The sequence below is a fragment of the Labedella populi genome (assembly GCF_004078655.1).
In the GTDB taxonomy this organism is placed as follows: Bacteria; Actinomycetota; Actinomycetes; order Actinomycetales; family Microbacteriaceae; genus Labedella; species Labedella populi.
In genome coordinates, this window is sequence record NZ_RZNC01000005.1 from 67,169 (window position 1) to 80,559 (window position 13,391).

At 69.6% G+C, this 13,391-nt stretch carries 13 protein-coding genes; 4 read left to right on the forward strand and 9 right to left on the reverse strand.

Annotated features, from left to right (window positions below):
• Window positions 1–3: 3 nt before the first annotated feature.
• Together ELQ92_RS13185 and ELQ92_RS13190 are read right to left on the reverse strand one after the other, a co-directional pair.
• The gene (locus ELQ92_RS13185) at window positions 4–1,383 is read right to left on the reverse strand and encodes a DUF2254 domain-containing protein (protein WP_128499750.1); all 1,380 of its coding nucleotides are present in this window, start codon (window positions 1,381–1,383) and stop codon (window positions 4–6) included.
• Between the two features lie 143 nt (window positions 1,384–1,526).
• Window positions 1,527–2,750, reverse strand: a complete 1,224-nt coding sequence (locus ELQ92_RS13190) for a cobalamin-independent methionine synthase II family protein (RefSeq protein WP_128499752.1) — start codon at window positions 2,748–2,750, stop codon at window positions 1,527–1,529.
• 215 nt (window positions 2,751–2,965) lie between these two features.
• Between ELQ92_RS13190 and deoC the strand changes: the two genes are divergently transcribed.
• Window positions 2,966–3,694: a deoxyribose-phosphate aldolase gene (gene deoC / locus ELQ92_RS13195; RefSeq protein WP_128499754.1), complete on the forward strand. Its 729-nt coding sequence runs from the start codon at window positions 2,966–2,968 to the stop codon at window positions 3,692–3,694.
• A gap of 33 nt (window positions 3,695–3,727) precedes the next feature.
• Here the strand turns inward: deoC and ELQ92_RS13200 are convergent, their stop codons facing one another.
• Genes ELQ92_RS13200 through pflB form a run of 3 tightly spaced genes read right to left on the reverse strand, consistent with a single transcriptional unit; the run spans window position 3,728 to window position 7,695 of the window.
• Window positions 3,728–4,489 carry an SDR family NAD(P)-dependent oxidoreductase gene (locus tag ELQ92_RS13200; RefSeq protein WP_128499756.1) on the reverse strand — a complete coding sequence of 254 codons (762 nt, stop codon included), beginning with the start codon at window positions 4,487–4,489 and terminating at the stop codon, window positions 3,728–3,730.
• A 54-nt stretch (window positions 4,490–4,543) separates the two neighbouring features.
• A complete protein-coding gene (gene pflA, locus ELQ92_RS13205) occupies window positions 4,544–5,404 on the reverse strand; it encodes a pyruvate formate-lyase-activating protein (protein ID WP_128499758.1) in 861 nt (286 codons plus the stop codon).
• Window positions 5,405–5,421: 17 nt separating this feature from the next.
• Window positions 5,422–7,695, reverse strand: a complete 2,274-nt coding sequence (gene pflB / locus ELQ92_RS13210; protein WP_128499760.1) for a formate C-acetyltransferase — start codon at window positions 7,693–7,695, stop codon at window positions 5,422–5,424.
• Between the two features lie 341 nt (window positions 7,696–8,036).
• Here pflB and ELQ92_RS16335 point away from each other — a divergent pair, with 341 nt between their 5' ends.
• Window positions 8,037–8,180 carry a hypothetical protein gene (locus tag ELQ92_RS16335; protein ID WP_166426792.1) on the forward strand — a complete coding sequence of 48 codons (144 nt, stop codon included), beginning with the start codon at window positions 8,037–8,039 and terminating at the stop codon, window positions 8,178–8,180.
• An 82-nt stretch (window positions 8,181–8,262) separates the two neighbouring features.
• Here the strand turns inward: ELQ92_RS16335 and ELQ92_RS13215 are convergent, their stop codons facing one another.
• From ELQ92_RS13215 to ELQ92_RS13230, 4 genes are all read right to left on the reverse strand, one after another.
• A complete protein-coding gene (locus ELQ92_RS13215; protein WP_128499934.1) occupies window positions 8,263–8,649 on the reverse strand; it encodes a DUF5997 family protein in 387 nt (128 codons plus the stop codon).
• Between the two features lie 130 nt (window positions 8,650–8,779).
• Complete coding sequence (locus ELQ92_RS13220) at window positions 8,780–9,298, reverse strand: DinB family protein (RefSeq protein WP_128499762.1); 519 nt, start codon at window positions 9,296–9,298, stop codon at window positions 8,780–8,782.
• An 82-nt stretch (window positions 9,299–9,380) separates the two neighbouring features.
• Window positions 9,381–10,751, reverse strand: a complete 1,371-nt coding sequence (locus tag ELQ92_RS13225; RefSeq protein ID WP_128499764.1) for an L-serine ammonia-lyase — start codon at window positions 10,749–10,751, stop codon at window positions 9,381–9,383.
• 7 nt (window positions 10,752–10,758) lie between these two features.
• Entirely contained in the window at window positions 10,759–12,015 is a 1,257-nt protein-coding gene (locus ELQ92_RS13230; protein WP_128499766.1) for a serine hydrolase domain-containing protein, read from the reverse strand.
• Window positions 12,016–12,318: 303 nt separating this feature from the next.
• Between ELQ92_RS13230 and ELQ92_RS13235 the strand changes: the two genes are divergently transcribed.
• Together ELQ92_RS13235 and ELQ92_RS13240 are read left to right on the forward strand one after the other, a co-directional pair.
• Entirely contained in the window at window positions 12,319–12,726 is a 408-nt protein-coding gene (locus ELQ92_RS13235; protein ID WP_128499768.1) for a DUF4383 domain-containing protein, read from the forward strand.
• 88 nt (window positions 12,727–12,814) lie between these two features.
• Window positions 12,815–13,363 (forward strand): hypothetical protein, encoded by a 549-nt coding sequence (locus ELQ92_RS13240; protein ID WP_128499770.1) that lies wholly within the window; start codon window positions 12,815–12,817, stop codon window positions 13,361–13,363.
• The last annotated feature ends 28 nt before the right edge of the window (window positions 13,364–13,391 follow it).

Sequence of the window (13,391 nt, forward strand, 5' to 3'; positions counted from 1 at the left end):
GTGTCAGACCGACCGCGTCTCACCGGCGCGATCGCGATAAGCGGAGTCGACATCTCCCGCGAGTGCCGTCTCGACGCGTCGAGCCAGATCGAGGACCGGTTCCCTGTCCGCGGGAAGGAGGTCGGACGACATGTCGTCGACGATCAAGAGGGACTGACGTCGGATCTCCTCACGCTGGGTCTCGTCACGAGCCGTTGCGGCGGCATCGCGGAGGAGACGCAGCAGCGCGCACAACACCATCGGCTCGCCCCTCCCGAATCGACGCACCGGTCCGCACACCAGGTCGAGGTAGTAGCGCATGTCGCGATCGGGAGCGATGAGCCGGACCGTGCCCTCCGCGTCCTCGTACCGGCGCGGTCCGAGTCGTCGACCTTGGAGCCGCCGAAGGAGGTCCGCGCAGTAACCGACGGCGTGCGCTGCCGTCACGGGATCGTTGACCCCGGGCGAGATCGCCTTGACCGCGATGTCGGTGAGTTGCCGGAAGCCGAGCGCGACATCCTGCTCGATCGTGCGTTCGAAGCCGAATTCCATCGCCGCGTCGGCCGCGTGCTCGAGCGCCTCGAGGTCCACCGACGTCGACTCTCCCACGGGCCACACCGCGAGCACGGGCGACCCCTCCGTGACGTGGTCTCCTGGACGGACCCCCATGCGGATGAGCACCTCCTCGCGTCGCGCAGTATCGACGAGGGCCTCCCAGTGCACGGTGCGGATGAAGCCACTACTCAGTGAGCCGACGATGGACCCGCCGGCGGGACCGGGCAGCCCGGGACCCACATCCCGCGAGTGGTCCTCGATAGGAGGGTACGACGCATGCATCGTCGCCACCGTCTCCGCGTGCACCGCGAGCATCATCGTGTCGACCCTCAGCACCCGCACGATGTGCCCGAGGAAGAAGACGAGGGCGATCGTCGACGCCAGGGCGAGAAGTTGCACGAATCCGAGGAGCAGGACAGGCAGGGGGTCGTCGGCGTCGACCCCGCGCAGCCCGACGAGTGCCGCGACGAACGTGGACACGAGGATCGCGAGGACCGACTGGGTGACCCTGTCGCGAGCGAACTCCCGGAGCAGTCGCGGCGAGAACTGCTGAGACGCGAGTTGCAGGGCCACGACGGTGAGGGAGAAGGTGAGTGTCGCTGCCGCCATGGTGGCGGTGGCGACCGCCTGAAGGAAGCCGGCGGCCGACGAAGCGTCGCCCGGCCAGAACGGCTCCGCCCAGTGCGAGGTCCCGGCTGGCCGTACGAGCGAGAGGACGAACGCGACCACGATCGTCACGACGACGGCCGCCGTGGGCATCACCCACAACGATGCTCGAAAGCCTTCGAGAGCACGCGTCACACGCGACGATGACGATACGGGGTTGCGGTCCGGTCGGAAAAGGGTCATTCGGCGGCACTCCTCGACGGCCAACGACTCCCGATCGGGAGCACGAGTCACGACGCTAGATGAGGAGAGGGCTGGGAGCCAGCCCTCGACACGGGCCGACCGGCCGGACGTGGAGCCGCTTACGGCAGCCGGCTGCAGCGGACTCAGCCGAAGAGGCGTTCCGTCGCGATGCGTGCGCCCTCACCGAGGGACGCGAGCTTCGCCACGGCGATCTGCGGGTGGATGCGGCCGCCGAGCCCGCAGTCCGTCGAGGCGACCACGTTCTCCGCGCCGACGACGGACGCGAACGCTTCGATCCGGTCGGCGACGAGTTCCGGGTGTTCGACGACGTTGGTCGCGTGACTCACGACGCCCGGCAGGATCTTCTTCCCCGCCGGCAGCTCGAGGTCCTTCCAGACCTTCCACTCGTGGGCATGGCGCACGTTCGCCGCCTCGAAGGAGTACTGACCGGCGTTGATCGCGAGCATGAGGTCGGCGATGTGCCGGAACTCGATGTCCGTCGTGTGCGGGCCGTGCCAGGAGCCCCAACAGAGGTGGAAGCGGATCCGGTCCTCCGGGAGGTCACGCAGCGCGTAGTTGAGTGCGTCGACGCGGATGCGCGTGAAGGCCCGGTAGTCCTCGACGCTCGGCTCCGGATTGATCTGGTCCCAGTTCTCCGCGATCGACGGGTCGTCGATCTGCAGCGTCAGGCCCGCCTCGATGATGGCGGCGTACTCCTCGCGCAACACGTCGGCCCACGCCCAGATGTGCTCCTCGTCGGTCGCGTAGTAGTCGTTCGCGATGCGCGCTCCACTTCCCGGCGAGAGCGAGGTGATGAAGCCCTGCTCCGCTCCGGTCTCCGCGAGCGCCGCCCTCAGATTGGCGATGTCGGAGGCGATCGCGTCGTGCCCGCGGTACTCGAGCGGACCCGTCGTGCTCGGGAACGCCGTCGCGGTGCTGCCCGTCGAGATGCCCGAGCTCGGGTCCTGATAGGCCTCGGCGAAGATCGTCCAGTCGCGGCGATCGGGGAAGCTCGTGAGTCGCACGTCTCCCGGCGCCGAGCGCACGGGCTGCTGCGAGAAGATGTCGGACCCCGTGACCGAGAGCCCGCTCACGCGCTGGAACGAGTACGACCACCAGGCGCCGTAGTCGACCGCGCTCGTCATCGCCTTGCCGAACTCACCGTCGCCGACGATCGTGACGCCGAGGTCGAGCTGGCGGCGCACGAGGTCGGCGACCGCCGTCGTGAGCAACGATTCGAACTCGGGCGTGCGCTCGAGTGTGAAGCCGTCCTCCGCGAGCCGACGGGCGTCGTTCGCGGCGATGAGTTCCGGTGTGCGCGGGAGACTCCCGGCATGAGTCGTGTCGATTCTGCGGGTGGTGCTCATCACGGGCCTCCATCGTCGGGTGTCGTTCTCATCCTGCCGGTCGCGCTGCTCCCCACGTAACCCCACTCGTCACACCCCGACACACGCACGTCGGGGTGGTGGGAGAGCAGAAGCCCGCGCGTCCGGGGACGGGAGGCGACACCTCCGGGGAGGTAAAATGGGGTGTCTTCCGCATCGTCGCGGTCGTCCACCGTCGTCGCCTCCGGAAGGTCGTCATGCCCACCCCCACCGCTGAATCCACCGCGCTCGCCCGTCGCGTCGACCACACCCTCCTGAAGCCGGAGACGACGCAAGCGGACATCGACGCCCACATCGCGGAGGCCATCGAACTCGGCGCGTTCTCGGTGTGCGTCTCCCCCTCGTTCCTCCCGCTCACGATCCCGACCGACGCGGACCTCGCCGTCGCCGTCGTCGTGGGCTTCCCTTCGGGTAAGCACACGACCGCCGTGAAGACCGCCGAGACCCTCGAAGCCGTTGGGCGCGGGGCCGACGAGATCGACATGGTCATCGACATCGGAGCCGCGAAAGCCGGGCGCTTCGATCTCGTCGAGGCGGACATCGCCTCCGTGCGTGGCGCGATCCCTGCTCCGGGGGTCCTCAAGGTCATCATCGAGTCGGCCGCCCTGACCGACGACGAGATCGTCGCGTCCTGCCGCGCGGCCGTCGCGGCGGGAGCAGACTTCGTCAAGACCTCGACCGGATTCCACCCCGCGGGTGGTGCGACGGTGCACGCCGTGCGGCTCATGAAGCAGACCGTCGGCGACGCCGCCGAGGTGAAGGCGAGCGGGGGCATCCGGACCCTCGGCGACGCCCTCGCCATGATCGACGCGGGCGCGACGCGCCTCGGGCTCTCGGGAACGCGATCGATCCTCGCGGAAGCAGCAGGCGACACCCCCGCGGCCGGTTCAGCCCCAGCGACCGCAGAGGGCGCCTCGTCCTACTGATGCCTGCGGGCGGCGATCAGATCGCCGCCGCGATCAGATCGCGGCCCAGCCGCCGTCGCTCGGGAGCACCGCGCCGGAGACGTTGAGCGAGTCGTCACTCAGGAGCCAGGTGATCGCCGAGGCGAGCTGCGCGGCCGTGGCGATCGGGGGCACGTTCGTCTGCATGATCGGCCCCAGTCGCTCGCCGGCGAACGCCGACCGGAACGGGGCCTCGATGCTCGTGGCGACCCCTCCGGGAGCGACAGCGTTGCACCGGATCCCTTGCGGCGTGTAGAAGAACGCCGTGCTCTTCGTGTAGCCGATGACCGCATGCTTCGATGTCGTGTACGCGGTGCCCGCCGCCGACCCGCGCAGACCCGCCTCGGAACTCACGTTGACGATCGACCCCGATCCCGCCGCGCGCATGTGCGGAAGCACCGCGCGGGTGAGCCGCATGATCGCCGTCACGTTGACCGCCATGACGCGCTCCCATGTCGCGTCATCGATCTCCTCCGATGGGAGGAAACCGTCCATGATGCCTGCGACGTTCGCGAGCGCGTCCACGCGCCCCTCGGCAGCGGCGAGGACGGCATCGATGGTCTCCTGAGCGCTGACGTCCCCCGCGACGGTGACGAGTTCACCGGTCTCGACCGAGGCGCCGAGTGCGTCGAGCCGTTCGGGCACAACGTCCGTCGCGACGACGCGAGCGCCCTCGGCGAGCAGCCTCTCGACCGTCGCACGACCGATACCGGCTCCTGCGCCCGTGACGATCGCCGTCTTCCCCGAGAAGCGCCCCGGGACGATGTGGTCGGTCATGATCTCTTCCTTCCGTGATGGGCGAGGATCGCCCGGTGGTTGTCTTCCCGTCGGTCACCACACGGTGAGACCGCGAGAGCGGAATTGCGCGCGGACGCGCTCCAGGAGCCGGTCGTCGGGGGCTCGCGTTTCGGCGAGCGTGTACGGCACGCCGAGCCGTTCCCATTTCGAAGCGCCCATCTGGTGGAACGGGAGGACCTCGACGCGGTCGACCGTCGACCACCGCGACACGATGTCGGCGACCGCCTCGACGTTGTCGTAGGCATCCGTGAGCCCGGGCACGAGGACGAAGCGGATCCACATGTGGTTTCCGCGAGCGCTCAGGCGGTCCCCGAACGCGACCGTCGGCGCGAGTTCGCGGGCCGTGACCTCCTGGTACGTTTCGGGGATCCCCGATTTCACGTCGAGGAGCACGAGGTCCGTGTCATCGAGCAACGCGTCCGACGCCCGCGCGCCGAGGTTGCCCGACGTGTCGAGAGCCGTGTGGATGCCGAGCCGTCGGCACGCGGCGAAGATCGCGGCGACGAAGGCCGACTGCATGAGGGGCTCACCCCCGGAGATCGTGAGCCCTCCGCCCGTCGCCGCGAACACCCCGCGGTAGCGCTCGAGGCGATCGACGATCGTCTCAAGCGCCGTGTGCTCGCCGTCACGCATGTGCCACGTGTCCGGGTTCTGGCAGTACTGGCAGCGCAACGGGCACCCGGACAGGAAGAGCGTCATACGCGTCCCCGGTCCGTCGACGGCTGTCACGAGCTCCCACGAGTGCACGACACCCGCGTTACCGGCCCGGCGGGCGGCCAGCTCGAGAGACCGCCCGGCCTCGAGCAGCCGCCCTGCTTCGTCTGCCGGCACGGCGAGGTGTCCGCCGTCCGCGCCGAGCGGTTCTCCCGTCGCCGGGACGGTCCCCATGGTCATCGCTCGTCCTCCGACGTTCAGACGGAGCCGTGGAAGGTGCGGCTGATGACGTCCCGCTGCTGCTCGCGCGTGAGACGGCCGAAGTTCACGGCGTATCCCGAGACGCGAATGGTGAGCTGCGGGTACTTCTCCGGGTGCTCCATCGCGTCCTCGAGGGTCTCACGTGTGAGCACGTTGACGTTGAGGTGGTAGCCCCCGGCCTCGATGTACGCGTCGAGCAGTCCGACGAGGTTGTCCGCCCGCTCCGCCGCCGTGTGCCCGAGCCCCGTGGGGACGACCGTCGTGGTGAGGGAGATGCCGTCTTGAGCCGCGTCGTAGGGGAGCTTCGCGACGCTCAGCGCGGATGCCAGCATGCCGTGGCTGTCCCGGCCGTTCATGGGGTTCGCGCCGGGGGCGAAGGGAGCGCCGGCACGGCGTCCATCGGGAGTGTTCCCGGTGTTCTTGCCGTAGACCACGTTCGAGGTGATGGTGAGCACGGACTGGGTGTGCACGGCGCCCCGGTAGGTGGGGTGCTTCCGGAGCATCGCCATGAAGCGCTCGACGATCTCCACCGCGATCGCGTCCGCCCGGTCGTCGTCGTTGCCGTACGTCGGGTACTCCCCGTCGACGACGTAGTCGACGACGAGACCGCGCGCGTCCCGTACGGGAGTGACGCGAGCGTGGCGGATCGCGGAGAGCGAGTCGACGGCGACCGAGAGCCCCGCGATCCCGCACGCCATGGTGCGGAGCACCTCGCGGTCGTGGAGCGCCATCTCGAGTCGTTCGTATGCGTACTTGTCGTGCATGTAGTGGATGCAGTTGAGCGCGTCGATGTAGGTCCCGGCGAGCCACTCCAGGAGGTCGAGGTACGCAGCCCACACGGTGTCGTAGTCGAGCACGTCGCCGGCGATCGGCTCCCGATCGAGGACGACGCGCTCGCCGGTCACCTCGTCCCGGCCGCCGTTGATCGCGTAGAGCAGGGCCTTCGCGACGTTCACCCGGGCGCCGAAGAACTGCATCTGCTTCCCGACACGCATCGGCGAGACGCAGCACGCGATCGCGGCGTCGTCACCCCACGCGTCCCGGATGAGGCTGTCCGACTCGTACTGGATGGCGGACGTGTCGATGGAGACCTGAGCGCAGAAGCGCTTGAAGCCCGCGGGGAGGTCCGGCGACCACAGCACCGTCAGGTTCGGTTCCGGTGCCGGCCCGAGGTTGTACAGGGTCTGCAGGAAGCGGAAGGCCGTCTTCGTGACGAGTGGCCGGCCGTCCTCACCGACACCGCCGATCGTCTCCGTGACCCACGTCGGGTCGCCGGAGAAGAGGGCGTCGTACTCGGGTGTGCGCAGGAACCGCACGATCCTGAGCTTGATGACGAGGTCGTCGACGAGCTCTTGCGCCTCCCGCTCGTCGATGAAGCCGTCGGCGAGGTCGCGTTCGATGAAGACGTCGAGGAATGCGGTGTTGCGCCCGAACGACATGGCCGCCCCGTTCTGCTCCTTCACCGCGCCGAGGTAGGCGAAGTAGAGCCACTGGACGGCCTCGCGGGCGTTCTCCGCGGGGCGCGAGATGTCGAAGCCGTAGCTCCGCGCCATCTCGACGAGTTCCTGGAGGGCGCGGATCTGCTCGGCGTTCTCCTCACGATCGCGGACGACGTCCTCCGTCGACGGCATCCCGTCGAGTTCGGCGCGCTCCTCCTTCTTCGCGGCGATGAGTCGATCCACTCCGTAGAGCGCGACCCGGCGGTAGTCGCCGATGATCCGTCCACGCCCGTAGGCGTCCGGCAGTCCCGTGATGAGGTGGCTGTGCCGCGCGCGTTTGACGGACGACGGGTAGACGTCGAAGACGCCGTCGTTGTGCGTCTTGCGATACCGGGTGAAGACGGTCTCGAGGTCCGCGGGGACCGGGTAGCCGTAGGTCTCGAGGGCGCCGGCGACCATGCGCCAGCCCCCGAACGGCATGATGGCGCGCTTCAGGGGAGCGTCCGTCTGCAGGCCGACGATGATCTCCCGCGACCGGTCGATGTAGCCGGGGGCGTGAGCGGTGATCGTCGAGGGGGTCGTGGCGTCGACGTCGTAGACGCCACGCTCCCGCTCGGCGGGGAACAGGGCGGAGACGCTCTCCCACACCTCCGTCGTCCGCGCGGTCGGCCTGCTGAGGAACGACGCGTCCCCGCTGTAGGGCGTCACGTTGTGCTGGATGAAGTCCCGGAGGTCGATGCGTTCCGTCCAGGCACCGGCGGCGAACCCGCGCCAGGCGGAGTCGGACGCGCCGAGCGGGAGGGAACCGAGGGGAGTGTCACTGATCGTCATGATCACGACGGTAGGCGGGCCGCGGTACCCGGAACAGGGACCTTCGGCCCGTGGCGACGGCGAAGACGCGTCCGAACGGACCTTCGGCCCTACCGTCGCCTCCTTCGGTCCGGAATCGTCGGTCGAGAACGAGAGGACACGATCCACGATGAGCAGAACGGTCACAGGAACCGAATGGGCGCGGATGAAGCGCGACCTGCGCGCTCGCACCGAGCGACGCGTCGCCCGGAACACCACGAGGGACCGAGGGACCCTGGACCCTGTGAGGAGACCGGACCCGCGAGAGGACTGAGGATCGGAAACAGACCGCCACTCGAACAGTTCCCGGTAGGAACGAGACCATGACCGCCACGCTCCAGGGCTTCGGCCGCATCCGAGGCGATCGCCGCCGCACCGGTTGCGATCGCCGCCGAGAAGACCTTCGTCACGACCGCGGCTGGTGGAAGAGCCTCCCGATCGTGCAGAAGCAGCGCTGGCTCGTCTAGCCGCACCACCCGAAGAGACACGAAGGCCGCCGGAAGCTCCCCGGCGGCCTTCGCTCGCGCGATGCTCGCGACCCGTCCTCGATCAGCGGGCGGAGCGCTCCGCCTTCTCGGCCTTCCGCGCTTTCTCCGCCTTCTTCTCGGCCGATCGCGCAGCGTCCTCGCGCACCGCCGCGTGGGTCGCCCGCTCAGCGACGAGCCACTCCGGCATCTCCTCGAGGAGCGCCTTGATCTCGGCCGTCGTCAGGACGTCGTCGACTCCCGCGCGCGCGAGACCCGAATTCGAGACGCCGAGTTTCCGGGCCACCTCGGACCGGGGGTGAGGGCCCGTCCGGCGCAGCTCGGAGAGCCACTCGGGCGGGTTCGCCTGGAGCTCGAGGAAGTCGTCGCGCGTCAGCTCGCCCTCCTGGAATTCCGTCGGGGTCGCGGGAAGATAGATCCCGAGCTTCTTCGCCGCCGTCTCCGGCTTCATCGACTGGGTCTTCCGCTGCTCACTCACGTCCCCAGAGTATCCCCTCCCCCGGGCCGCCGCCGGTCCGCCCGCACGCGGGGGCGCGGTCGTCGTGCCGATCAGGCCATGACGCCGTCAGGCCGTGGCGCCGTCAGGCCGTGACGTCGTGGAGGTGATGAACGGGGTCGTGCAGGAAGTACCGACCGAGCGACTCGACCGTGAAGCGCGAACCGTCGCTGCGGAGCGCGGTGCGGCCGAGCGCCGCCGGAGGCACAGCCTCGAGCGTCCGGGCGACCGTCTCCGCCGCCTCGATGAGCTCGGCGGCGACCACGGCGGGGTCCTGCTCCGCGTACCGGTCCTCGATCGCCGTCGCGTCCTGGTCCCAGTTCGCGAAGGTCGGGTCGTCCTCGGTCAGCATCACTCGGAAGCGACCGTCGAAGATCCGGAACACGTCGCGGACGTGGGCGCCGTACTCGAGCGGCGACCAGGTGTCCTCGTCCGGTCGCACCCGGGCGTCGGACCGCTCCAGCACGTGCGGCCAGGCCGCGGCGTTCGCTCGGACGCGGGCGGGCAGGTCGGGGAACGCGACGGTCCGCGTGTCGAGGCCGCACTCCGTGCAGGTCTCGTCGAGCACCCAGGTCCAGTTCTTGCTGTCGGGAACAATCGGCATGACCCGACGCTACCGCCGCACCGACGTCGTCGGCCCGCGCGACGCCGTCACGATTCCGCGCTTTCCCGCCATCGTGAGCCGGTCAGCACTCGATGACGTTGACGGCGAGCCCGCCGCGCGAGGTCTCCTTGTACTTCACCTTCATGTCGGCACCCGTCTCGCGCATCGTCTTGATGGCCTTGTCGAGGGACACCGTGTGTACGCCGTCCCCGCGCAGCGCCATGCGCGCCGCGTTCACCGCGGTGTTGCTCGCGATCGCATTGCGCTCGATGCATGGGATCTGGACGAGGCCGCCGACGGGGTCGCACGTGAGCCCGAGGTTGTGCTCGATGCCGATCTCGGCGGCGTTCTCCACTTGCCCGGGCGTCCCGCCGAGGACCTCGCAGAGGCCGCCGGCCGCCATCGAACACGCGGAGCCGACCTCGCCCTGGCAGCCGACCTCCGCCCCAGAGATGGATGCGTTCTCCTTGAAGAGGATGCCGACGGCCGCGGCGGCGAGCAGGAACCGCACGACACCGTCGTCATCGGCGCCGGGAACGAACCGCTCGTAATAGTGCAGGACGGCCGGGACGATGCCGGCCGCACCGTTCGTCGGCGCCGTCACGATGCGCCCGCCCGACGCGTTCTCCTCGTTGACCGCGAGAGCGAAGAGGTTGACCCACTCCGTCGGGTTGTCCTCACCGGCTTCGTGCTCCGCGGCGAGAGCGGCGAAGAGCTTCGGTGCCCGACGTGGCACGCGCAGACCACCGGGGAGCGTCGTCTCCGTCGTCGTGCACCCTGCGCGCACGCACTCCTGCATCGTGTGCCAGAGGGCGAGCAGTCCCGAACGGATCTCCTCCTCGCTCCGCCACACCCGCTCGTTTGCGAGCATGACGTCGCTGATCGACAGTCCCGAGTCGGCGCAGTGACGAAGCAGCTCGGCCCCCGTCGTGAAGGGGAACGGCACCGCACTCTCCCGGACGACGACCCGGTCGGCGCCGACCGCGTCCTCGTCCACGACGAACCCGCCGCCGACCGAGTAGAAGACGCGCTCCCGCACGAGGGCGCCCGAAGCGTCCCACGCGGCGAAGCCCATACCGTTCGGATGAGCGGGCAGTGATCGCCGACGGTGCATGACGAGGTCGTCCTCCGCGAAGCCGATGCGCCGCGTCCCGAGCAGGGTGATCGCCGCTTCCGACCGCACCCGAGCCGCGCGTTCATCCGCCGTGGCGGTGTCGACGGTCTCAGGTTCCGCGCCCTCGAGACCGAGGACCACGGCCTTCTCGGACCCGTGGCCGTGGCCCGTGGCACCGAGCGAGCCGAACAGCTCCACGCGGACCCGCGCGACCGCGGACAGCAGACCGTCAGCGTCGAGTCCGACGACGAAGCGGCGAGCGGCCCTCATGGGACCGACGGTGTGGGAGGAGGACGGACCGATCCCGACGCTGAAAAGGTCGAAGGCGCTCAGCACCATCGCCGACTCACCGCCCCTCCTGGCAGACGGCCGCGGAGGTGGACTCCGCCTGCATCTGCTCCGGCGACCACGGCAGCGTCGGCTCGGGCCGCGTCTGGCCGTCCGCCGCGGGGGCGGCCGCAGCATACGACGCGAGCTCGAGCGCGAGAGCGCGCACGAGCTTTCCCCGTGCCGATGACGAGTTGAGCATCACCACGACGGTCAGGCCCGTGGCGGGGTCGCTGAACGCGGCGGTCGAGAACCCCGGGATATTCCCCACCTGCCCGCGAAGGGGACCGATCTGGAAGGCGCCGTAGCCGTATCCCTGCCACGTCGGCGCGTCGCCGCCGAGCGGGACCGTCGTCCACTGGGTCTTCGCCGTCTCGTCGGAGAACATCGAACCGGTGGCGAACGCTTGCGCGAACCGCTTGAGATCGTCTGCCGTCGTCACGGCCCCGCCCGAGGTACCGAGCATCGACGGTGAGAGCTCAGACAGGTCCTTCGGGGCCGCGCAGTCGTCCCCGACGACCTGGTATCCGTGCGCGGCGGGCTCCGGCAGGGTGGTCGTGGCCGCAGCGGGCAGCGACGATTCCCGCATCCCGATCGGGTCGAAGACGTACTTCTCGAACAGGTCGCCGAGCGGTTCGCCACCGATGCGCTGCAACGCCATCCCGAGCAGGACGTAGGCGGTGTCATCGTCGGTGTAGGCGGATCCCGGAGCGGCATCGCTCGAACGCGCCACTCCGTCGGAGACGAGTTCCTCTGGGACCCAGCGCCGGGTGGGGTTGCTCACGAACTGGCTTTGGAACGTCGATCGGAAGTTGCCGAGACCCGAGGTGCTCTGGCAGAGCTGCCCGAGGGTGATGCCCTCGATGCCGACGACGGACACGAACTCGCTCGCGAGATCGTGGAGAGCCACACGGCCCTCGTCGACGAGCCCCAGGAGCACCGTGCACGTCATCGCCTTCGTGGTCGACGCGGCGCGGAAGTGCATGTCGGGCGACATCGCCTCGCCGCCGATCTCGGCCTCGCCGTAGCCTTTCAGCTGGAACCCGGACCACGGCGCCCAGACGCCGACGATGGCCCCGGGAGCGGCTGCGAGCGACATCGCCCGATCCACCGCGTCGTCGATGCGGCCGGAGATGTCGCCGGTGAGGGGCGCGTCGGTCTGCGCGGGAAGGTCGATCGCCGCCGAGCCGTCCGTCGAGCAACCGGCGAGAGCGAGGAGGGTCACCGCGACGCTGACCGCCATGAGTCGGCGACCGATTCCTGATCGGAAGCGCACGTGTGATGTCCCCCTCTGTCCTGGCGCCGATTCTACCGGCGGCGGCTCGCCCCGGACGGGGCCGTGACCGCACCGTTAGAGAGTCGGTATCATCCGCCGGCCCGATCGATCGGGGAGGGGCGCACCGGTGCCGAGGCGAGCCCACGCGCGCGGAGCCGCGCGATGGTACATCACCGCGCTTCCGATTTCCTAGGGGGCGAGCAACCTGAGCAGCGGCTGCGAGAGTGGGACCAAACCAGCGTGCCCGCTCCTCCGAATGATCAGAAGACACGGCGGAGTCGGCCGTGCACCAAGGAGGAAAAAATGCGTACATCCGTGAACCGCCTGGTCGCCACGATCTTCGGCGCCGTCTACCTGCTCGTCGGTCTGCTCGGCTTCGCCGTCACCGGCGGCGTCAGCTTCATCGCGACCGAGGGCGGACTGCTCCTCGGGATCTTCGAGGTGAACCCGCTCCACAACATCGCCCACCTTCTGATCGGCGCCGCGCTGCTCATCGCGGGGCTCTCGAGCGTCGCCGCCGCACGCACCGTCAACACGGTCGTCGGCGCCGTCTACCTGCTGCTCGGCATCGTCGGGTTCTTCATCGTCGACTCGGCGCTGAACATCCTCGCCCTCAACACGGCCGACCACTTCCTGCACCTCGCGAGCGCCATCATCCTGCTCGGTGCCGGCCTGGGCGCCGACAAGCGTTCGCGCACCGCGACGGTCTGAGGCGACCGCCAGGGTCGGTGATGAGCTGACCCCACCACACCACGAAACCGGTCGGCGCACGTCCACCGCACCTGAGAGAGGAGAGCCCGTGTCGAGGAACATCAGCAGCATGGTCGCCGTGTTCGGTCTGGGTGCCGGACTCGTGCACCTCGCCGTCGGCGCGGGCTCTCCCCTCCCTTTCTTCATCGTCTTCGTCCTCGTGGGCGTCGCCGAGTCCGCGTGGGCGGTCCTCACCTTCGTGAAGGGCCGAGTCCCCGCTCCGCGATCGTTCGCGATCCTCACTCTTCTCCCCGTCGCCTTCTGGGCTGCGAGCATCGCGCTCGGCGTCGGAGGCCTGCTGCCCCTCGGTCCGCTGGCGGCCGCATCGGTCCTCGGCGTGGTCGCCGCGGGAGCGGTGCTCTTCTCGATTCGTCGTCGAACGAGCACCCCGCCGCGCGCCGGCGTCCCGGCCGCAGCGACCCGCGACGCCGATGAGCACCCGTGGCGGTTCATCGGCGCCCTCGCCGCGTCCGCCGCCCTCGTCGCCGCCCTCGTGACGCCCGCCCTCTCCGGCACGTGGGCCGGCCAGTTCGCCGTTCCCCACGGCAGTCACGACGTCCCGGGCCCCGCGATCGAGGACGGGCACGGCGGCCACTGAGCCCCTCCGCCTCGCGCCGCGAGAACCG

Coding starts and splice junctions, on each gene's coding strand:
- pflA (WP_128499758.1), bottom strand. CDS start 5,404: ATGACCATGGGGACCGTCCCGGCGACGGGAGAACCGCTCGGCGCGGAC.
- ELQ92_RS13190 (WP_128499752.1), bottom strand. CDS start 2,750: ATGAGCACCACCCGCAGAATCGACACGACTCATGCCGGGAGTCTCCCG.
- ELQ92_RS13235 (WP_128499768.1), top strand. CDS start 12,319: ATGCGTACATCCGTGAACCGCCTGGTCGCCACGATCTTCGGCGCCGTC.
- ELQ92_RS13225 (WP_128499764.1), bottom strand. CDS start 10,751: ATGGTGCTGAGCGCCTTCGACCTTTTCAGCGTCGGGATCGGTCCGTCC.
- ELQ92_RS13200 (WP_128499756.1), bottom strand. CDS start 4,489: ATGACCGACCACATCGTCCCGGGGCGCTTCTCGGGGAAGACGGCGATC.
- deoC (WP_128499754.1), top strand. CDS start 2,966: ATGCCCACCCCCACCGCTGAATCCACCGCGCTCGCCCGTCGCGTCGAC.
- ELQ92_RS13220 (WP_128499762.1), bottom strand. CDS start 9,298: ATGCCGATTGTTCCCGACAGCAAGAACTGGACCTGGGTGCTCGACGAG.
- pflB (WP_128499760.1), bottom strand. CDS start 7,695: ATGACGATCAGTGACACTCCCCTCGGTTCCCTCCCGCTCGGCGCGTCC.
- ELQ92_RS13215 (WP_128499934.1), bottom strand. CDS start 8,649: ATGAAGCCGGAGACGGCGGCGAAGAAGCTCGGGATCTATCTTCCCGCG.
- ELQ92_RS13185 (WP_128499750.1), bottom strand. CDS start 1,383: ATGACCCTTTTCCGACCGGACCGCAACCCCGTATCGTCATCGTCGCGT.
- ELQ92_RS16335 (WP_166426792.1), top strand. CDS start 8,037: ATGACCGCCACGCTCCAGGGCTTCGGCCGCATCCGAGGCGATCGCCGC.